The sequence below is a fragment of the Gluconobacter oxydans DSM 3504 genome, assembly GCF_000583855.1.
In the GTDB taxonomy this organism is placed as follows: Bacteria; Pseudomonadota; Alphaproteobacteria; order Acetobacterales; family Acetobacteraceae; genus Gluconobacter; species Gluconobacter oxydans.
Window position 1 is genome coordinate 480,294 of record NZ_CP004373.1, and the last position, 19,472, is coordinate 499,765.

Sequence of the window (19,472 nt, forward strand, 5' to 3'; positions counted from 1 at the left end):
AAGCCCCCCCCCAGAGCAAGCCATCCGCAAATGAAAACCTTGATATTCTCATTTTTATTTCAAGACATCACGCCGGATGGTCTCTTAGTTCCAAAAATAACACCTCCAGAGCAACAATGCGAATGAGATGTGTTAATACCGGTTTTCAGAAATCCCCTCCGCCCCCGCACGGAAAATGACGCACAGAGCTGGGAGCGTCGGCAAAAGAAACCGGGAAGACCTACAGTCACTAAATGATCGGTAATTTGCCCGATCTGTCCCCATGAAATATCCATGAGAGTCAGAACCGAATATTCACGGAGACGATATCATGAAATTCATTCCCGCCATGGCTGCGATTTCAGCCCTTCTCTGCGCAACACCTCTGGCCGGCGCTGCTTCACTTCACTCACACTGGGAGCAGTTCAAGGCACACCGGGCTTTTCATCACCTTTCCGCTGATGGACAGCGCGCCTTCCAGGACATCATGAACGCCCGTGACATCCTGCAGACGGGCGGCAAGACTGAAGCCGCCATTCCGGCACTTTATGACGCCCAGAAGCGTCTTGCCGCCGCCGAAAAGGCTGACAAGAAGTTTCAGGCCGCCGAAAACGATCTGCACCCCGCCCCGCAGCATCCTGTTGCAGCAAACCATCAGCCTGTTGTGGGACAGACCGACTGGCTCCCGGTTGGCGGTGAGTTCATCGTGAACGAAACCCTTGCTCCCGAAAAGAAGACGGCTGTTGCCTCGGCCAATGCGCAGCTGAAATCCGGCAATACGGATCAGGCCGCTGAAACCATGAAGGTCGTCGGCGAAGATACGGACTTCATTCTGGCGCTTGCTCCCATCACCCCGGTCCAGGGCGCGGTCTATCGTGCGACCGTGTTCACGGAAGGCCATCACCCGCAGGACGCTGTGGATGCGCTGAACCAGGCTCTGGATTCGGTGATCTTCGTGTCCGAAAACGCCGTTGAATCACAGGCTCCGGCTCCGGCTCCGGCTCCGGCTCCGGCATCTGCCACGAAGTAATCTTCAAGGGCTCTGCCCTCAGATAAAAAAAGCGCTACAGGCCAGACCTGCAGCGCTTTTTTCGTGCCTGTTTTTCAGGATATCTCAGCTCCAGGCGGAGCCCTGTGCCGGAAGCAGGATCGCATTTTCCATGGCAACCAGCCCACCACCGATCTTCGGCGGCCACACACCGGTGGCCACGGCCTGCGCCCGGATCTCCAGACGGGCATTCATGTCTGCATACGGCCAGATATGCGCCAGCCTGGGCGTTCCCTCGATCGAAATCATCCCGCAAAGCAGTGGGGACAGTTCCAAGCGTGCCGGAACCGCAGCGGCAAAAGCCTCTTCCACGTTCCCGACCTGTCCAAGCTTCAGATCGTAGCAGCGCCATTCATAGAGGCTGCCATGCTCCCCGGCCGGAAGCAGCGGGGAAATGACGCGCCAGCTTGTCACCTCGACATTCTGCACAGGTTCTTCCTGAATGGCAGCAAGCACATCCGGACGCCCTTCCAGAAGGGCGTCATAAGTATCTGCCGTCCGGAAGAGGACAACCCGGTTCAGGGCACCGATCTCGCTCACCCAGACGGCGAGCCCGTCACGGCCAGTGAGGGCAGAAACCACCTGCGGCATCTGTCCGATACGGACATCGAGAACGATGGTTTCTGCGTAACTCATGAGCTGTCTCCGGTTTATTTCCCTGCCTGCTGGGCAGCGACAAAGTTTTCCAGCCAGTGGATCGTATAATCCCCCTTCTGGAAAGACGGGTCCGCCAGAATCTTCTGATGCAGCGGGATGACCGTCTTCACACCGTCAACCACGCATTCGTCCAAGGCACGCTGCATGCGGGCGATGGCTTCGGCGCGGGTCGGGGCGTGCACGATCAGCTTGGCGATCATGCTGTCGTAATAAGGCGGGATGCGATAGCCAGCGTAAATAGCGCTGTCCATACGAACACCCAGCCCACCCGGAGCATGGAACACCTTGATCGTGCCGGGGCTCGGCATGAAGGTTTCCGGATCTTCGGCGTTGATACGGCACTCGATCGCGTGGCCGGACATCTTGACGTCAGCCTGCGTGTAACCAAGCGGCTCACCGGATGCGATGCGGATCTGCTCGCGCACGAGATCCACGTTGCAGACCATCTCCGTCACCGGATGCTCGACCTGCAGACGCGTGTTCATCTCGATGAAGCAGAACTGACCGTCCTGATACAGGAACTCGAGCGTTCCGGCATTGCGATAGCCCATGCGTGACAGGGCCTCGGTCGCGGTGCGACCGATTTCCTCACGCTCGGCATCCGTCAGAGCCGGCGAACCGGCTTCTTCCAGAAGCTTCTGGTGACGGCGCTGCAGCGAGCAGTCACGCTCACCGAAATGCACGACATTGCCATGCGCATCGCCAAGGATCTGAAGCTCGATGTGACGCGGACGGTTGAGATACTTCTCGAGATAGACCTCGTCATTGCCGAATGCCGCACGGGCTTCGGCGCGGGCCACCGACCAGGCTTCCTCGATGTCGTCCGCCGTCATCGCGACCTTCATGCCGCGTCCACCGCCACCGGCGGCCGCCTTGATCAGGACCGGATAACCGACCTTCTCGGCGACTTCGCGGGCGGCCTGCAGATCCGGCAGGGCGCCGTCAGAGCCCGGAACCAACGGCACGCCGAGCGCGCGCATGGTCGTCTTGGCCGTGATCTTGTCGCCCATCGTGCGGATATGCTCGGCCGTCGGGCCAATGAACGCGAGGCCGTGTTCTTCCACGGTCTCGGCGAATTCGGCATTTTCCGACAGGAAGCCGTAGCCCGGATGAATGGCGTCCGCGCCCGTGATCGTTGCGGCCGAGAGAATGGCAGCCACGTTCAGATAGGAGTCGCGTGCGCTCGGCGGCCCGATGCAGACGGCTTCATCGGCAAGACGCACATGCATTGCATCGGCGTCGGCCGTCGAATGCACGGCAACGGTTTTGATGCCCATCTCGCGGCAGGCGCGCTGGATACGCAGCGCGATCTCGCCCCGGTTGGCAATGAGGACCTTGGAAATCATTACTCGATGATCGCCAGGGCTTCGCCGAACTCGACCGGCTGACCGGACTCGACCAGGAACTTCGTCAGCGTACCGGCGCGGGGCGCCTTGATCTGGTTGAAGGTCTTCATGGCTTCAATCAGCATGATCGTCTGACCGGCAGCAACCGGCTGGCCTTCAACGGCGAATGGCGGGGATGCCGGGTCCGGCGTCAGATAGGCCACGCCGACCATCGGGCTCGGAACCATGCCCGGATGCTTGGCCGGATCTGCCGGAGCGGCGACGGGCACTGCAGCGACCGGGGCAGCAGGTGCCGCAGCGGCGGCGGCCGGAGCAGCAGCCTGGACCACACTGACATTGCGGGCCACACGGATCCGGCTGTCAGATTCGGAAATCTCGATTTCGGTCAGGCCGGTTTCCGTCAGAATATCGGCCAATGCCCGAATGGCATCCTTGTCCACGAGCATACGGCTCATCCTTCGTCTTCGATCATGTCGGTTATTGCCTGAAGCGCGTGCGCGTATCCCCTGACGCCGAGGCCGCAGATCACGCCGATGGCGGCCTGCGAGACGTAGGTGTGATGACGGAACGGCTCCCTGCGATGGATATTGGAAATATGAACCTCAACCACGGGAAGCTCGACCGCCAGAAGCGCATCGAGCAGGGCAATCGAGGTATGCCCGTAAGCGGCAGGATTGATCACGATTCCGTCTGCACGGCCGCGACATTCCTGCACCCAGGACACGAGTTCACCCTCTCCGTTCGTCTGGCGGAAATCAATGGCGACATCAAGCCGTTCGGCAGCCTGAATGCACACCTGCTCGACATCATCGAGCGTGGCGTGACCATAGATTCCGGGCTGGCGAAGACCCAGCATGTTGAGATTCGGACCGTTGAGAACGGTGATCAGAGGGCGTTTCATCTGGCCGCGCGATAGCACTTTCGGAGCCGTCATGAAAGCGTCATTGCCCTATTGCTGCCGTCTTCAGGGTGTCCAAAAGGGGACAGGGCCGCATTTTTGTGCTATCTGGTGCGATCTGAGCCCGTCCCGTCCACTGGAGAAGAACCTGATATAGTGCGCTTTGATCTGTCTGTCCTTCGCAATCCCTTACGTTGCATTCCCCTGCGCAGCATGACGTTCGCCGTGGCGCTTGCCGGGCTAGCCAGTCATCACGCCGCTCACGCGAGCGACGATTCTGCCACTGATGGAACGCCGAAGACGAGCTGGGCAGACTCCGTTCGGGCCGCACTTGCAAACCGTGCCCACCAGGCCGCTCACGCCTGGTCCCAGCATGGCATGGCGAGCTGGTATGGACGGCATTTTCATGGACGGCGCACGGCCAGCGGGACGACATTCAACACCAACGATCTGACAGCAGCGCATCCTTCCCTGCCCCTCGGTACGAAGCTTCTCGTGACGTCGCAGGATACGGGACGCTCCGTCGTGGTGACGGTCAATGACCGTGGGCCTTTCAACAGCCGCATCATCGATCTGTCCCATGCCGCCGCCGCAAAGATCGGCATGCTCGGCGCGGGCACGGCCCATGTCACGATTGCGAAAATGACGGATATTGCGCCGTCCATGCATCCCGCCACAGAGCCGGAAGTGGCCGAGGCCGATCCGTCGGATACGAGCGCGCAGGCCATTCAGGCGGCGGGAACCAGCATCGCCCCTGCCTCACGGCACGGCAGCGGCACACATCGTACGCCGCACCACCATCACTGACCTTTAACGGCGGCCTGACCTGAATGTCAGGCTGCGCCGGTCTGAGGGGGGACGTCCTGACTCTGACCGGCCCGGGCTTCGAGGCTGGCATTCAGTTCCGCCCCGAACAGCACCACATACGCACTCACGAAAAACCACATCATGATGGCAGCCACGGCACCGAGCGGCCCGTAGGTTGCGCCGTAGCTCGCGAAATGCGCGACATACCATGAAAAGCCGAGCGACGTGATGACCCACAAAATGGTCGCCAGTGCCGAACCCGGAAAAATCCAGCGCCACTGCGTATGCACGCGGCAGGGTGCGAACCGGTAGAGCAGCGTCACCGCAATGAAGACGAACAGCAGCATCAGCAGCGGGGCGAGCGTGTGCACGACCATGGGCGCGCCGTAAGAAAGCAGCAGATCAACCGGAAACGGCGGATCGCTCAGGAAACTGACATGACGCGGCAGGTAATCCACCAGTGCCGGTGCGGCCACCATCAGGGCCAGTGTCAGCGCAGCCCCCAGAATGGCCGTCAGCGTAGTGGAGAGTGCGATGGCCTGAAACTTCAGGAAGCTCCGGGTTTCCTGGGCATTATAGGCCATGTTGAGCGCGGAAAGGATCGACTTCGTGCTCGCCGAAGCCGACCACAGGGCGACCGCGAGTGAGAAGATCAGCCCGATCGTCAGGGACGAATGAGGCTGGGAAATCAGTTCGTGAATCCGGTCTCCGATCAGATCGTAAGCCGAGGGCGGCAGGAGATGCCGGAGGACTTCGAGCTGGGGCTCGACTGTCTGCAGGTCAAACGCCAGACCATAGAGGGAAATCAGGCTGGAAATGGCCGGAAAAAGGGAAAGCGTGGCATAGAAGGCGCACCCCGCAGCCGACAGCGATGTCTGGCTTGAGCCCACTTCGGCAAACAGATGCTTCGCGATAACGCGCCAGGCCGCATGGTGCAGCCGGTCCGGAGACGATGCGGCGTCCGGCTCAGCCGTGCCTGCCGCAGCAGGTGCGTGTCCGGCTTCCGAAGGTACGGCATGTCCCGGCACGGTTCGGGAGCCGGAGAGGGTCGCAGATTCGGGTGTCAAACTCACGCAGGGTGTCCTCGGCAGTTTCCTGTTGGGGGCAGCAGTCTTGGCGTCTTTGCCGCTTCGTCCCGGAATATCCGTAACGAACAGTCCGGATTGAACGACATGAGCCAGTACAGACGCGGAAGATGCCTTCAGCGTTCCGAATTCGCCCTGATTCAGCTCACCAATATTGGCAAAACCATCACAATGCAAAATTATCGGTTGCGTGACGGGGGATTTGGTCTCATATCCCGCCCTCACGCAGCAACGCACGTGCCACTGGCCCACTCGAGGTTACGCAACGACGTCAAGCGTTCTGGCCTTCAGGAATCCACCCTTTACGGATTCCCGCTATTCGCCGGTCCGTTCGACCGTTTCGCAACATACTCGCAGGGCGATATCGTTCCCTGACGAGTCCGGTTCTGGGAATTGAGTGTCATGACTCCCAAAATCACCCGCTTCCTTGCCGAGCAGCAGCCGGCAACCCCTTGCCTCGTCGTCGATCTCGACGTCGTCGGGGCGCATTACCGTGCCCTGCACGATGCGCTCCCGGAAGCGAAAATCTATTACGCCATCAAGGCCAACCCAGCCCCGGCCATCCTCGACCGCCTTGTGGCCCTGGGCTCATCCTTCGATGTCGCATCCCCTGCGGAAATCCGGATGTGCCTGGACGCCGGCGCAACCCCGGACCGGATTTCCTACGGCAACACGCTGAAGAAAGCCGAATGGATCCGCGAAGCGCATGATCTGGGCATCAGCCTGTTCGTTTTCGACAGCATCGAAGAGCTGGAGAAGCTTGCAAAGCACGCGCCTGGCGCGCGCGTTTTCTGCCGCCTGGCCGTCGAGAACGAGGGCGCGGACTGGCCCCTGTCGCGCAAGTTCGGCACCACGCTGAGCAACGCGCGCGCGCTGATGCTGCGTGCCCGAGACCTGGGCCTGAAGCCTTACGGCCTGTCCTTCCATGTCGGAAGCCAGCAGACGGGCGTTGCCGCTTACGATCATGCGATCGCCAAGGCGGCCGGCCTGTATCATGATCTGCGCGCGCAGGGCGTGGACCTTCAGATGCTTAATCTGGGTGGCGGCTTCCCGACGCATTACCGCGAGAACGTGCCATCCGTTCAGGATTTTGCCGACACGATCCATGCGTCCCTCAGGACGCATTTCCCGGACGGCGCTCCTGAAATCCTGCTGGAGCCAGGCCGCTACATGGTCGGCCAGTCCGGCGTGGTGTCGAGCGAGGTCATTCTCGTCAGCCGTCGCGGCGGTGCCGTAACCGATCCGCGCTGGGTCTATCTTGATATCGGGCGCTTCGGTGGCCTGGCCGAGACGGAAGGTGAAGCCATCCGCTACACTTTCCGCACGTCCCGCGATTCAGACGAGGCCACCCGCTCCCCCTGCGTGGTCGCCGGCCCAAGCTGCGACGGCGTGGATATCATGTACGAGAAGAACCGCATCCCCCTGCCGGACTCTCTGGAATGTGGGGACCGGGTCGAGATCCTCGCCACTGGCGCGTATGTCTCGACCTACGCCTCCGTGGGCTTCAACGGCTTCCCGCCGCTGACCGAATATTACATTTGAAAACGGCCCGCTCCGGACCAATCGGGGTCCGGAGGCATTTTCCAGCCCCCTCTCTCTGGACGCGGGCGTGAAGCCTTCCGATATGGGACAGACAGGCATTCCTGTCTGCCATCCTTATGGAAGGTTTTTTCATGAAGCTCAGCGCACGTAACCAGCTCAAGGGCCGGATCACGAACATTCTCAAGGGCGCGACGACGTCCCACATCACCATCGATGTCAACGGCACGGTCATCACCAGTGCCATTACCAACGAAGCCGTCGCGGATCTTGGCCTCGAAGTCGGCAAAGAGGCCTATGCCGTCATCAAGGCCTCCAGCGTCATGGTCGGCGTAGACTGAGTGTTCAGGAAGCGCTTCGGGAGCCTCAGTTCCTGAAAGCCGCTTCCAGTCCGGACTGGTATCCCAGCGCGGACAGCAGATCCTCTGCGGAAATTTCGAGGTTCAGGCAGGCCAGCCAGCAGAACCCGACCACTCCGACAGCCAGCAGCAGCAGACAGACCGTCATGTGTTCCAGCTCCTCAAGTCCCGGACGCTGCGGTTCTGCCCCGTTCCGGGCGGGGCGTCCGCTCAGCGACATCATCAGTGCATCACCCGGCTGGCGTCATGCGACATGCCAGCATGTAAAGGCCCGCTATCCTGCGGCCACAGAACCCGCATCCGCGACGGACTGACCGACCGCCAGCGGTTGATTGAGGACAGCGCCCCTCCCCCCGAAATGGTGGTCTCGTCTTTCAGCAGTTTTTTGGGCAGCCAGTGCCCGGCTCCTGCCAGACAGTCCGCCAGCAGAGTCAGCGCAGTGGCCAGGCAGCCCTGGACAAATCTGTCGGGGAAGACTTCGGCAAGAAGCACGAAAACTTCGCGCTGGCCCTCGTTCTGGGCCGCGATGATCCCGCGCAGGAAGCGTTCCTCCAGCGCCGTCAGGGACTGCATGCCCGGTGCGTTCACCGCAAGGCGCGGCTGATCTGCAACCTTCAGAAGATGGGTGGCGTCCGCAAAAGCTCCTTCCGCGGCATCAAGGGCCGGGCGGAAACAGGCGGGAAACAGACCATCGGTCGTTTTCGTCTCGGGACAGCTTGGCAAGCGGTAATGGCTGATGAGGCAGCGGATACTCCACAGCGCGAGGCGTTCACAGCAGCAGAGGTCGGACAGGGAAAGCGACAGCCGTGTCATGGGAAAACTCCGAATCAGCAGAACCGGAGTCACCCTAATTGAGAATGATTTGCAATTACAACTTAAAAACGCTCCGCAGGGCATAAAGATACGGCCCCGCGGAAACGCTCAGTCAGTGATGATGGTGGCCGCAGCTTCCATGATCGTGGCCATGGCCGTGGTCATGATCGTGCGTCCCCGTCTCCGAGGCACGCGGAGCAGTCTGGCAGTGATGGCAGGCCACCCATTCGGCATCTCCGTCCAGATAGTGCTCCTTCTTCCAGACGGGCACCCGATGCTTGATCTCGTCGATGATGTAGCGACAGGCCCGAAACGCGGCATCCCGGTGGGGCGCCGAAACGCCGATCCAGACCGCAACATCCCCGACCTTCAGGCTCCCGGTGCGGTGCATCGCTACAGCCTGGCTGATCTCGAAACGCTCCAGAGCCTCAGCCACGATCCGCTCACCTTCGAGCTGGGCCAGCGCCTCATAGGATTCATATTCCAGACCATCCACCGGACGGCCCTCGTTCCTGTTGCGGACCCAGCCTTCAAAGGTGCAGAACCCGCCTGCCTCGGCCAGATGAAGATCCTCACGCAGCGCGTTCAGATCCACGGGCGCGGACGCCATGCGAAAGCGGCTCATCCGCCTGTCACCGGCGGAATGAACACGATATGGTCCCCGTCCTTCAACGTCTGTGTCCAAGGGGCGAAATCACCGTTGATCGCCACGCGGAGCTTCGAGGCTTCGAACGGGAAGGCGTATTTTTCACGCAGTTCCTCGTACAGCGGTCCCACAGTGGCGAATGCGGTCTCGAGCGACTGCTCCCGCGTTCCGGCAAGCTCCCGGAGCTGTGCGAAATATTCCAGTGTCAGGCGAATCATCGGCCCTCCCGGCAGATCCTTCAGGCGCCGGGCCGCATCGTCGCGTTCCTCCGGCGTATTGATGTTATCGAGCGCACCGCGGCTATGCGGTTCCAGCAGCTTCGTCGGACTGTTGATCAACAGCTTGCGCGGACAGACGCGCCCACCCGCAACCTGCTTTTCCAGACGATCAAGCGCTTCCGGCTCCCAGATGGCACAGAGCGGTTCGGGCAGACCGTCATGCTCGCTGCGATAGGACACGGCGACATGCTCTCCATCCCGCGCGGCAATCAGGGTGTCGAGCGTGCCGCGATCCAGCATCGGCAGATCACAGGCCAGAACCAGCCAGGCCACATCCGGATAAGCCCGATGGGCCGACAGCAGACCCGCTGCCGGTCCGTCAACGTCTACCGTATCAACGATCTGTGGAAAGCTGGACCGCAGTGGGTCGGACGCCTGATCCGGCCTCACTGAAACAAAACACCGGTCCACAACAGGTGTCAGAACCTCGAACGCCGCCTGAAGCTGCGGTTTGCCGTGATAGTCGAGCGCGGCCTTGTCCGTTCCCATGCGTTTGCTGGCACCGCCCGCAAGGATCAGGCCGTAAAGTGGTGTCATGATTCAATCCGCTGGAAGGCGCGCTTACCGCCGGCCTTGCCCATCAGCCTGACCTCGCGGATGACCATGTCATGGGACATGGCCTTGCACATGTCGTAGATCGTGAGCGCGGCCACGGAGGCCCCGGTCAGCGCCTCCATTTCCACACCCGTGCGCCCCTTGCACGAAACCCGGCAGTCGATCACCGCTTCATCACCTTCGATCGTGATGTCCACCCGACAGCCACTGAGCGACAGCGGATGACACAGCGGAATCAGTTGCGACGTCGATTTCACGCCCATCACGCCTGCAATCTGCGCCACGGTCAGCACCGCACCCTTGGCCGTCATGAACCCGGCATCCGACAGGGTCCGCGCCATCTCGGACGGAAAAACCAGACGTGCCTGGGCATGGGCGCTGCGTTCCGTCACATCCTTGCCGCTGATATCGACCATGCGCGGATCCTCGCCGCGCTCGTTGACATGGGTGAGCGTCTTCATCGTCTTCGATCTCCCGGTCTGGTCACCGAATTCTGGCCACCAAATTCTAGCCGCCGATATAGTTCATCTCGATGCGGCGTCGTGCGGGCGCATCCGAAGAGGCAGCCCGTTCCTCACTATACCTGTCCGTCCGGCGGCGCCACACCCCGGCCAGAAGGTCGCGCAGGGCTGCGTCATCCGCATCGCTGCGTAAAAGCGTGCGCAGATCCGTTCCTTCCGAGGCAAACAGGCAGGTGTACAGCTGCCCTTCCGACGACAGGCGCGCACGAGAGCAGTCTCCGCAGAACGGCGCCGTGACGGAAGAAATGAAGCCGACTTCTCCCGCCCCGTCGCAATAGCGGTACCGCTGGGCCACTTCCCCACGATAATGCGCATCCACGGGTTCGAGCGGCCAACGGGCGTCAATGCGCTCGCGCAGTTCACGTGACGGTACGACTTCGGCGCGCTCCCAGTGATTGCGCGTTCCGACATCCATGTATTCGATGAAGCGCAGCACGACACCGCTATGACGGAAGCGTTCGGCCAGAGCCTCGACACCCGCATCGTTCAACCCGCGCTGAATAACGGTATTGAGCTTCACACCGCCCGAAAATCCGGCCTGCGCGGCGCTGTCGATCGCATCCAGAACCGGCTCAAGCTGCGCCCGCCCGCCACTCATTCGGGCAAAGACGGCCGGATCCAGACTGTCGAGACTGACCGTCACGCGGTTCAGCCCGGCCTCTTTCAGATCCCGGACATGCCGCTCCAGCAGGACGCCATTGGTGGTCAGGGCAATATCTTCCACACCCTCAATGGACGCCAGACGCGCTACGAGTTCTGGCAGCTTCGGACGCAGCAATGGCTCCCCACCCGTCAGCCGGAGCTTGCGAACACCGAGCGAGACCGCCACACGCGCCACACGCTCGATCTCGTCGAAGCTCAGGCGCTCTTTTGGTTCCAGAAAGCGGAAATGCTCGTGATAGGTCGCTTCCGGCATGCAGTAGGGGCAACGGAAATTGCAGCGGTCCATGACGGAAATCCGCAGATCATGCAGCGGACGGCTGAAACGATCAGTCAGAACAGGCGTCGGGTTACCAGCCATGAAACATCGCAGCTGTTCCACGGGGAGCCACACCTTCACCGCGCGGCAGTTCCACAAATCCGTCCGTAGATGCCAGGAAGCTGAAATCGCCAGAGGTCGGCATGGGGCACGGCGTTGCCAGAGCCTGTCCCGTAGCGTCATGGCGGACTTTGATCGGCAGAAACCGGGTGAGCGTCGGGATCAGATCGGCCTCTGCATCGAGCATGACCGTGTGAGGCTCGGGGCGGCACAGCCCCTGCCCGGCCAGAAGCATGGGCATGACATATCGCACGCCACAGGTCGTGGCAGACACCGGATTGCCCGGCAGACCGAACACGCGCTGCCCCTCTGGCCCCACACCAAACCAAAGCGGCTTGCCCGGACGCTGCGCCACCTTGTGGAACACCCGCTCCACCCCGATTTTCGACAGCGCCTTAGGGACATGATCGAACGCCCCCATCGACACACCCCCGCTCAGGATCAGGACGTCATGACGCGAGAGCTGTTCACGCAGAGCTACAATCGTTTCCGCGAGATCATCGGGAACAACGGAACGCTCGATGCAGTTGAACCCGCGCGACAGCAGAGCACCCGACAGGGCGTATTCATTGGAACGCCGGATTTCCCAGTCCCGTACCGGCGCACTGACATCCACAAGTTCATCGCCCGTAGCCACAATCCCGATGGACGGAATCCGCGATACGCTAACTTGAGCATGACCATTTCCCGCCAGAACAGCGAGGGCGGGCCCATCAAGACGCTGACCTGGCGCGAGAAGCTCCGTTCCCGCCGCACAGTCGGAACCCCGGCGATGAATGAACTGCCCCTTGCGCGGCTCATAACCCTCTTCAAAGCGGATCAGCCGACCTTCCCGGACGAGACGCTCCACCGGAACAACCGTATCCGCCCCCTCAGGCAGAACGGCCCCTGTCATGACTTCAAGACAGACATGTCCTTCCGGAAGCGGCTGCCCCGGCGCCCCGGCACGCTGGATTCCGTGCGACACCAGCGTTGGACCGCTCCCGTGACGAAAGGCAATGCCGTCCATCATTACCCGGTCATAAGGCGGCTGGGCGCGTTCGGCGCGGATTGTCTGCTGGAGGATACGCCCGGCTGCCATCGTCAGATCAACCGTCTCGGTCCCGAAGCTGCCGGCATAATCCAGCACAAGCTCCATGGCCCGTGTAACGCTCAGGAGTTCACTCATTTCCGCTCCGGTCGCTGCCGTGTCTGTTCCGCTGGCTGAAATGCCGACGCTGTATTCCCTGCCGATATAGACCTCATGGCCTACGGATCAACAGTCTGAGGGTGAAAGGGTATGTCATAATCGTCTTTGGCGTTACCCTTATACCACCAAAGAGCATCAGGACCCCTCCATGACGGCCGCGGCACAGTTTTCTCCCCTTCCCCAGTGGCCGCTTTATGGCCTGACAGACGACCTGTTTCCCACACTGGAACGCTGGTCCGCTGAGGGGAAACGCGCCGCACTGGCAACGCTGGTCAGTATCATCGGCTCTTCCCCACGTCCGCTGGGGAGCGAAATGGCGATCTGCGAGGACGGAGAGGTTCAGGGCTATGTATCCGGCGGCTGCGTGGAAGCGGCCGTGCGCGCAGAGGCCCTGGACTGCCTGAAAGACGGACAGCCACGGATGCTGGATTATGGCGCGGGCAGTCCGGTTCTGGACATCCAGCTCACCTGCGGCGGCCGCATCGGAATTTTCGTGCGGGCCGTGCCGGACCTGTCCGCCCATGTCGCAGCTCTCCGGGCGGCCCGGGAAAACCGCAGCCCGGTCACGCTCCTGACCGATCTCGACACGGGCAACATGCAGTTCTGCGAGGAGGCACACTCTACCGGAAACGAGGCCGGTCGCTTCTTTCGTCAGTATCTGCCGCCCCTGCGCCTGATCCTCTCTGGCGGGGATCCCATTACGCTTGCGATCCTGAGCCTGTCCGGCCTCATGGGACTCGAGACTATCCTGCTTCGGCCCTACGGGCCGCCTGAACCGCCGCCCGGCCTCTCGCCAGCACGCTATATCCGCGGCAGTCTGGACGCCGCCCTTCCCACGCTCGCACTCGATCGGTGGACGGCCGTTTACAGCCTGACGCACGACGCTCTTTCCGACCTGACGCTCACAGCCCATACCCTGAAATCCGAAGCATTCTGCGTCAGCATTCTCGGAAGCAGGCGCAAGATTCCGGGCCGGCTTGAAGCCCTCAGGGCCGCCGGGGTCCCGGAAAACGCGTTCAGCCGTCTGCACCTGCCGGCGGGACTGGAAATCGGCGCCCGGACCCCGATGGAAATCGCGCTCTCCATCCTGACCCAGATGATCGCGACACGGCCCCGATGAAACGCCATTCCGCCCTTCTTCTGGCCGCGGGGGGAAGCACCCGCCTCGGCCGCCCCAAACAGCTTCTGAGCATCGGCGGCGTCCCTCTGGTGCGATATGTCGCCCGGCTCCTGCTGGCAACACGACCGGAGCATCTTGTTGTCGTGACGGGCGGTGCTGAAGCCGCGATACGGCAGGCCCTTGCAGGGCTCGATGTCGTTCTCGTGCAGAATGAAAACTGGCAGACCGGCATGGCGTCATCGCTCAGATGCGGTCATCAGGCGCTCGCTGAGAGCAGCCTCCCGCTCCTGATCACTGGGACGGATCAGCCCTGCCTGACCGAGCGGCATCTTCGCACTCTTCTGGAACAGGACGCCGACGGGAAAGATGTCATCACGTCTTATGGCGAAGACGGACGGGGCATTCCGGCGCTGCTGAGCCCGGCAACCCAGCAGCGTATCCAGGGTCTGCAGGGCGATACCGGCCTGCGGCAACTCTGGAAGAACACGCAAACTGCACCGATCTGCGTCTGCGCGCCCGAACTCGGCTTCGATATCGACACGCCGGAGCAGCTTGATGCTGCGGTTCGTGCCGGCTGGATCGACCGGGAGTGAAAAGCCGGGCTCTTTACGAACCCGGCTGACAGGCGTCAGGAAATGCGGTGGATCCAGCCATGGACGTCGTTCGTCCGGCCGCCCTGCACATCCGTCAGGGCCTTCTTGAGCTGCTGCGAGACCGGGCCGGGCGTCTTGCCGTCACCGAACACGGCTTCACCCGTGGGACGCACGAATTTCCCGATCGGCGAAAGAACCGCCGCCGTACCGCAGGCGAAGGCTTCCGTGTACTTGCCCGAAGCCGCACCCGAGAAGAGTTCATCGATATCGACCGGCTCTTCAACCACTTCGATCCCCTGATCGGCGGCGAGCTGAATCAGGCTGTTGCGCGTAATGCCGCGCAGGATGGTGCCACCAAGCGGCGGGGTAACGATCTTGCCGTCCTTGCGAACGAACATCACGTTCATGCCGCCCATTTCCTCAACGAAGCGACGCTCCCGCGCATCAAGGAACAGGACCTGGTCGCAACCCTTGTCCTTGGCTTCAGCCTGGGCAATCAGGCTGCCGGCATAGTTACCGCCGCATTTGGCTTCGCCCGTGCCACCGATGGCAGCGCGCGTGTAGTGTTCGGACACCCAGACGGAAACGCAGCCGGAGCTGAAATAGGCACCGACCGGGCACGCGATGACGATGAACAGGTATTCTGTCGCCGGCTTCACGCCCAGGAACACTTCGTTGGAGATCATGAACGGACGCAGATAAAGGCTCTGTCCCTCACCGGACGGCACCCAGTCCTGATCCACGCGTACCAGTTCATCCACGGCCTGAACGAACAGATCTTCCGGCAGTTCGGCCATGCCCATGCGACGGGCGGACGCGGCAAAGCGCGATGCATTGGCTTCGGGACGGAAGGTGGCGACATGGCCGTCCTTCTCCCGATAGGCCTTCATGCCCTCGAAGATCTCCTGCCCGTAATGCAGGACCGTCGATGCCGGATCGATGCTCAGCGGGCGGCGCGGCGTAATCTTCGCATCATGCCAGCCCTTGTCAGCAGAGTAGCTGATGAGAGCCATGTGATCGGTGAAAACACGCCCGAAAGCCGGGTTGGCGAGCAGTTCGGTCCGCTTGACGGGATCGGTCGGGGTTTCGGTCTTTTCAATAATGAAGGGCGTCATGGGGAAAACATCTTCCGAAGATTCTGGTCTCAAAAACAGCGGCTGCACTCTGCCATACATGCTTCCCGGTGGCGATACGGAAAGTTTGTTTCGTTTTGAATTTATTTATTGGAATTAAAATCCGTCACAGTGGACGTTTTCAGTTCTTTTATTCAAAATCAGGCTCATGCCTTCCGAAATCAGCCACAAAAAAAACCCGACCATTTCTGGCCGGGTTTTCCGTCGTTCGAAAAGGCTGAAGGATCAGCGCTTCGAGAACTGGAAGGAACGACGTGCCTTCGCACGGCCGTACTTCTTACGCTCGACAATACGGCTGTCACGCGTCAGGAAGCCGGCAGCCTTCAGGATGCCACGCAGGCTCGGCTCATAGTACGTCAGTGCACGGGAGATACCGTGACGGACAGCACCAGCCTGACCGGACAGACCACCACCGGTCACCGTGCAGTACACGTCGAACTGGTTGTAGCGGTCGGCAATCAGGAACGGCTGCGTCAGAAGCATGCGCAGAACCGGACGGGCGAAATACGTCGTGACCGGACGGCCGTTGACGATGATGTCACCCTTGCCAGGCTTGATCCACACGCGGGCCACGGCGTCCTTACGACGGCCGGTTGCGTAGGAACGGCCCTGGGCATCACGCTTGACTTCGTGAACCGGGGCAGCGTTGGAGGTAACGGCAGGAGCAACGCTCGCAAGGTCCTGCAGCGTGCCGGTGCGCTCTTGGGTCTCGGACATGATACAGGCCTTACGACTCGTGGGTTACGGTGTTTTTGCGGTTCATCGCAGCAACGTCCAGCTTGACAGGCTTCTGGCCGTCATGCGGATGCTCGGAACCGGCATAGACATACAGGTGCTTCATCTGGGCGCGCTGCAGAGGACCACGGGTGATCATGCGCTCGACGGCCTTCTCGACAACTTCACCCGGGTTCTTGCCCGTGAGACGCTGCGTGATGGTGCGCTCCTTGATACCGCCCGGGTGACCCGTGTGGTAGTGGAACAGCTTCTGGCCAACCTTGTTGCCCGTCAGAACGACCTTCTCGGCGTTGATGACGACGATGTTGTCGCCGCAATCAACGTGCGGGGTGAACTGCGGTTTGTGCTTTCCGCGCAGGCGGGTGGCGATGATGGTGGCGAGACGGCCGAGAACGAGCCCTTCGGCGTCGATCAGCACCCAGTTCTTCGTCACCTCCGCTGGCTTCAGCGAACGTGTGGTCTTCATTAGTGACATTCCAGCTTGGGGCACGACCCTCAGGCCGCACCGTGGATGGCGCTTGCAAAGAAAAACGGTGCCCGAAAGCACCCTCTTCTCCGGCGAAGCGGATCAGGTGGGGCCTTATTGCCGTCTCCGGCGCGCGCGTCAAGCCCCGTTCACACATTGAATTATGTGATTCGCAGGAGTTTTCCGCCGTTTTCAGCTATATGGTATCCCGTTACCGCAACAAAAACGACGTCTGCATTGCCCCGTGTCGCGACAATGGTATCCTGCCGCAACACAGACCGTTCGCGCCCGACGCCTGTGCGGGGCCGTTTCAGACAGGAACATCAACGTGAAAAGACCCTGGCTCACGGCGAGCCTGATTTCGGTAACGGCCGTGATCGGCATGGCCGGCGTTCACCACGAAGCCCACATGGAGCTGGTCCGCGGCCTTTCAAGCTTCCGCGCGGCTCTCCCGCCCGGGACGACATTTACTTATGGAAGTGCGCACCCGGCCATTCTCTCGCTGGGCGCGACCCTGACCGACATCACCCTGCGGGATGGATCACTCACCCTGCGCGCTTCCCGGATGAAGCTGGGCCATCCCCGCCCGACGCCGGATGGTGGCCTCTCCATCCGTGCCGTCGAAGTCCGCGAACCGTTCCTTCAGACGCCGACGCAGATCATCCATGGCAGCACGCTCAGCCTGCGCCAGCTGGTTCTGCCGCCCTCCCGGCCCGCAACGGAAGGTCATTCCCGAATCGATCCCGCACATATCGCTCTCGCGCACGGACAGATCGAGCAGCTTTCGGTCCAGAACCTCGTCCCCTCGCCCTCACCCGGCCCGATCAATGTGCACAGCCTGTTTTCCGGTCGTCTCACGCTGGACAACTACGGCCCCGCCCTCGTCACGACGCTGCGCACCGAAGGTTCGACCATCGCGTACGAACGGACCGTTCACGCCCCCGGTCAGGAGCCGCAGCTTGTCAGCGGACAGGCCAGTCTGGAGCGGCTGGACCTGAAGCAGAAGGATCTCGCCGCCCAGGTTGCAGCCCTGTGGGACCACCATCCCCTGCCGCCGCACATGGCCCCGCCCGAGAGTTTTGCGGCGCGCAATTTCAGGCTGAGCATGACGTCAGGCACAATCCGGCTCGATGAACTGCACGGGACGGGAACGCTGGAGAATCAGACCGCGACCATGACGCAGGATCTGAAGGGCTTTCATTTCCAGAGCGACGAGAAGCTGCCCTTCCCGATCAACGGCGCTGGCTCGACCGCCCATTCTGTCCAGGTTTCGAATCTGGACGATCACACATCCCAAACCGACGCGTCCCTTACGGTCCCGGGTTTCATGACCCTGACGGCCAGCGCCCGGACCGTCCAGACGGATTTTGCGCAAGGCCATTCCTCACCGCAGCAGATGCTCCAGTCGACGGCCCTGCAAAACGTGAGCTTCTCGCTGAAGGGAGACAGGCTTCTCGACACCGGTTTCGTCCTGTCCGCCCGGCAGGCCGGAAATGGCATGACAGCGGACCAGCTCCGCCAGCAGGCAGCGCAGGTCCTGCAGACGGCCCTTTCCGTCAATCCGGCCCTGAGCGCGATTCCGGATTATGTCGCTAATCCGGCTGGCCGCACCCTGACGGTAACCTATGCTTCCGGAACGCCCGTCTCCCTCCGGGTCCTCAATGACGCCTTCTCTTCCCCGGCCTCGATGCTGGCATTTCTCGCTTCCCCCGATCTGAAAGCTTCCGCGCAATGACGACCGGAAACATCCCAGACCCGTCATCGCCTGCGAAAGGCCCGGTCTGCATCATCGGCGCCAGTGGCCGCTCAGGATCCGCGCTCTGCCGCGCGCTTCTGGCTGAAGGCCAGAAGATCATTGCCGTCGTGCGCAGCCAGAGCAATCTCGCGCCCGACATCGCAGAAGCCTGTCAGGCCGTGCGGATCGCTGACCTTACGGACAGCGCCACGCTGGCTCTGGCGTTCGAAGATGCCGCGGTTGTCGTCAACACTGCCCATGCGCGCCACCTGCCCGCCATTCTGGCCGCTACGAAAGCCCCCATCGTGGCGCTGGGCAGCACACGCAAATTCACGCGCTGGCCCGACGATCACGGACGGGGTGTTCTCGCTGGCGAAGCAGCCCTCAAGGCCGACGGTCGCCCGTCGATCATCCTGCATCCGACCATGATCTATGGTGCCCAGGGCGAAGACAATGTGCAGCGGCTGGCGAAGCTTCTGGAGCGCCTGCCCGTCATCCCGCTTCCTGGCGGTGGCCGTGCCCTCGTTCAGCCCATCGACCAGCGGGACGTTACACGCTGCCTGGTCTCGGCCATACATCTGATCCAGAACGGAGACGTCACGGGGCCGGAGAGCATCGTGATCGCCGGTCCGACGGCGGTGGCTTACCGGACATTCGTGCGCATGGTGCTGTATTTTGCAGGGCTTGGCGGCCGTCCCATCGTCTCACTGCCGGGATGGATGCTCATGGCGCTGTCTCATCTGACGCGGCATATCCGCAGACTGCCGCAGATCGCGCCGGAAGAAATCCGCCGCCTTCTGGAAGACAAGAATTTCGATGTGGGTCCGATGGAACAGCGACTGGGCGTCACGCCCGTTCCGCTCGCCAACGGGCTGCACCACCTGTTCGGCAACAGAACCCACCACCAGCAGGAGCCCTGATCCGAGAAGGA

The 19,472-nt window shown here is 61.7% G+C and carries 23 protein-coding genes; 8 read left to right on the forward strand and 15 right to left on the reverse strand.

What is annotated here, in order from left to right; translation table 11 throughout:
* Nucleotides 1-310: 310 nt before the first annotated feature.
* On the forward strand, nucleotides 311-1,009 hold the full coding sequence (locus GLS_RS02270) for a YfdX family protein (RefSeq protein ID WP_041110901.1): 699 nt from the start codon (nucleotides 311-313) through the stop codon (nucleotides 1,007-1,009).
* 84 nt (nucleotides 1,010-1,093) lie between these two features.
* Here the strand turns inward: GLS_RS02270 and GLS_RS02275 are convergent, their stop codons facing one another.
* The 4 genes from GLS_RS02275 to aroQ are packed head-to-tail and all read right to left on the reverse strand — an operon-like array spanning nucleotide 1,094 to nucleotide 3,931.
* Nucleotides 1,094-1,663 carry an NIPSNAP family protein gene (locus GLS_RS02275; protein ID WP_041110903.1) on the reverse strand — a complete coding sequence of 190 codons (570 nt, stop codon included), beginning with the start codon at nucleotides 1,661-1,663 and terminating at the stop codon, nucleotides 1,094-1,096.
* Nucleotides 1,664-1,677: 14 nt separating this feature from the next.
* A complete protein-coding gene (gene accC / locus GLS_RS02280) occupies nucleotides 1,678-3,030 on the reverse strand; it encodes an acetyl-CoA carboxylase biotin carboxylase subunit (RefSeq protein ID WP_011252019.1) in 1,353 nt (450 codons plus the stop codon).
* Nucleotides 3,030-3,485, reverse strand: coding sequence for an acetyl-CoA carboxylase biotin carboxyl carrier protein (locus GLS_RS02285; protein WP_041110905.1), 456 nt, complete (start codon nucleotides 3,483-3,485; stop codon nucleotides 3,030-3,032). Before GLS_RS02285 ends, accC begins: the two co-directional genes overlap by 1 nt.
* A complete protein-coding gene (gene aroQ, locus GLS_RS02290; protein WP_041112562.1) occupies nucleotides 3,482-3,931 on the reverse strand; it encodes a type II 3-dehydroquinate dehydratase in 450 nt (149 codons plus the stop codon). Before aroQ ends, GLS_RS02285 begins: the two co-directional genes overlap by 4 nt.
* 153 nt (nucleotides 3,932-4,084) lie before the next feature.
* On the opposite strand from aroQ, the gene GLS_RS02295 reads away from it, so the two are divergent.
* Nucleotides 4,085-4,735, forward strand: coding sequence for a septal ring lytic transglycosylase RlpA family protein (locus GLS_RS02295; protein ID WP_052327420.1), 651 nt, complete (start codon nucleotides 4,085-4,087; stop codon nucleotides 4,733-4,735).
* 26 nt (nucleotides 4,736-4,761) lie between these two features.
* On the opposite strand, the gene GLS_RS02300 is transcribed toward GLS_RS02295, so the two are convergent.
* The gene (locus GLS_RS02300; RefSeq protein ID WP_405002432.1) at nucleotides 4,762-5,763 is read right to left on the reverse strand and encodes a YihY/virulence factor BrkB family protein; all 1,002 of its coding nucleotides are present in this window, start codon (nucleotides 5,761-5,763) and stop codon (nucleotides 4,762-4,764) included.
* Nucleotides 5,764-6,222: 459 nt separating this feature from the next.
* On the opposite strand from GLS_RS02300, the gene GLS_RS02310 reads away from it, so the two are divergent.
* Both GLS_RS02310 and GLS_RS02315 read left to right on the forward strand, forming a co-directional pair.
* Nucleotides 6,223-7,362 (forward strand): type III PLP-dependent enzyme, encoded by a 1,140-nt coding sequence (locus GLS_RS02310; protein WP_041110907.1) that lies wholly within the window; start codon nucleotides 6,223-6,225, stop codon nucleotides 7,360-7,362.
* A gap of 131 nt (nucleotides 7,363-7,493) precedes the next feature.
* Nucleotides 7,494-7,700, forward strand: a complete 207-nt coding sequence (locus tag GLS_RS02315; RefSeq protein ID WP_041112564.1) for a TOBE domain-containing protein — start codon at nucleotides 7,494-7,496, stop codon at nucleotides 7,698-7,700.
* Between the two features lie 25 nt (nucleotides 7,701-7,725).
* On the opposite strand, the gene GLS_RS02320 is transcribed toward GLS_RS02315, so the two are convergent.
* The 7 genes from GLS_RS02320 to GLS_RS02350 form a co-directional block, all read right to left on the reverse strand.
* Entirely contained in the window at nucleotides 7,726-7,941 is a 216-nt protein-coding gene (locus GLS_RS02320; RefSeq protein ID WP_041110909.1) for a hypothetical protein, read from the reverse strand.
* Nucleotides 7,941-8,531, reverse strand: coding sequence for a hypothetical protein (locus GLS_RS02325; protein WP_226986608.1), 591 nt, complete (start codon nucleotides 8,529-8,531; stop codon nucleotides 7,941-7,943). The genes GLS_RS02320 and GLS_RS02325 overlap by 1 nt, the downstream gene beginning before the upstream one ends.
* A 112-nt stretch (nucleotides 8,532-8,643) precedes the next feature.
* Entirely contained in the window at nucleotides 8,644-9,156 is a 513-nt protein-coding gene (locus tag GLS_RS02330) for a molybdenum cofactor biosynthesis protein MoaE (RefSeq protein ID WP_041110911.1), read from the reverse strand.
* Nucleotides 9,153-9,992 carry an NTP transferase domain-containing protein gene (locus GLS_RS02335; RefSeq protein WP_041110913.1) on the reverse strand — a complete coding sequence of 280 codons (840 nt, stop codon included), beginning with the start codon at nucleotides 9,990-9,992 and terminating at the stop codon, nucleotides 9,153-9,155. Before GLS_RS02335 ends, GLS_RS02330 begins: the two co-directional genes overlap by 4 nt.
* Nucleotides 9,989-10,471 (reverse strand): cyclic pyranopterin monophosphate synthase MoaC, encoded by a 483-nt coding sequence (gene moaC / locus GLS_RS02340; RefSeq protein ID WP_041110915.1) that lies wholly within the window; start codon nucleotides 10,469-10,471, stop codon nucleotides 9,989-9,991. The genes GLS_RS02335 and moaC overlap by 4 nt, the downstream gene beginning before the upstream one ends.
* A 46-nt stretch (nucleotides 10,472-10,517) precedes the next feature.
* Entirely contained in the window at nucleotides 10,518-11,552 is a 1,035-nt protein-coding gene (gene moaA, locus GLS_RS02345; protein ID WP_080691874.1) for a GTP 3',8-cyclase MoaA, read from the reverse strand.
* Nucleotides 11,542-12,738 carry a molybdopterin molybdotransferase MoeA gene (locus GLS_RS02350; RefSeq protein WP_041110916.1) on the reverse strand — a complete coding sequence of 399 codons (1,197 nt, stop codon included), beginning with the start codon at nucleotides 12,736-12,738 and terminating at the stop codon, nucleotides 11,542-11,544. The genes moaA and GLS_RS02350 overlap by 11 nt, the downstream gene beginning before the upstream one ends.
* A gap of 169 nt (nucleotides 12,739-12,907) precedes the next feature.
* Between GLS_RS02350 and GLS_RS02355 the strand changes: the two genes are divergently transcribed.
* Together GLS_RS02355 and GLS_RS02360 are read left to right on the forward strand one after the other, a co-directional pair.
* Entirely contained in the window at nucleotides 12,908-13,879 is a 972-nt protein-coding gene (locus tag GLS_RS02355) for an XdhC family protein (RefSeq protein WP_041110917.1), read from the forward strand.
* Nucleotides 13,876-14,472 carry a nucleotidyltransferase family protein gene (locus tag GLS_RS02360; protein WP_041110919.1) on the forward strand — a complete coding sequence of 199 codons (597 nt, stop codon included), beginning with the start codon at nucleotides 13,876-13,878 and terminating at the stop codon, nucleotides 14,470-14,472. The genes GLS_RS02355 and GLS_RS02360 overlap by 4 nt, the downstream gene beginning before the upstream one ends.
* Before the next feature lie 35 nt (nucleotides 14,473-14,507).
* Here GLS_RS02360 and GLS_RS02365 read toward each other — a convergent pair whose 3' ends face one another.
* The 3 genes from GLS_RS02365 to rplM all read right to left on the reverse strand — a co-directional run bounded on the left by GLS_RS02365 (nucleotide 14,508) and on the right by rplM (nucleotide 16,806).
* Nucleotides 14,508-15,587, reverse strand: coding sequence for a branched-chain amino acid aminotransferase (locus GLS_RS02365; protein WP_041110921.1), 1,080 nt, complete (start codon nucleotides 15,585-15,587; stop codon nucleotides 14,508-14,510).
* Between the two features lie 243 nt (nucleotides 15,588-15,830).
* A complete protein-coding gene (gene rpsI / locus GLS_RS02370) occupies nucleotides 15,831-16,322 on the reverse strand; it encodes a 30S ribosomal protein S9 (protein WP_011252035.1) in 492 nt (163 codons plus the stop codon).
* 10 nt (nucleotides 16,323-16,332) lie between these two features.
* On the reverse strand, nucleotides 16,333-16,806 hold the full coding sequence (rplM, locus tag GLS_RS02375) for a 50S ribosomal protein L13 (RefSeq protein WP_011252036.1): 474 nt from the start codon (nucleotides 16,804-16,806) through the stop codon (nucleotides 16,333-16,335).
* 328 nt (nucleotides 16,807-17,134) lie between these two features.
* On the opposite strand from rplM, the gene GLS_RS02380 reads away from it, so the two are divergent.
* Together GLS_RS02380 and GLS_RS02385 are read left to right on the forward strand one after the other, a co-directional pair.
* Complete coding sequence (locus GLS_RS02380) at nucleotides 17,135-18,541, forward strand: hypothetical protein (RefSeq protein WP_041110923.1); 1,407 nt, start codon at nucleotides 17,135-17,137, stop codon at nucleotides 18,539-18,541.
* Complete coding sequence (locus GLS_RS02385; RefSeq protein ID WP_052327422.1) at nucleotides 18,538-19,461, forward strand: SDR family oxidoreductase; 924 nt, start codon at nucleotides 18,538-18,540, stop codon at nucleotides 19,459-19,461. Before GLS_RS02380 ends, GLS_RS02385 begins: the two co-directional genes overlap by 4 nt.
* Nucleotides 19,462-19,472: the final 11 nt, after the last annotated feature.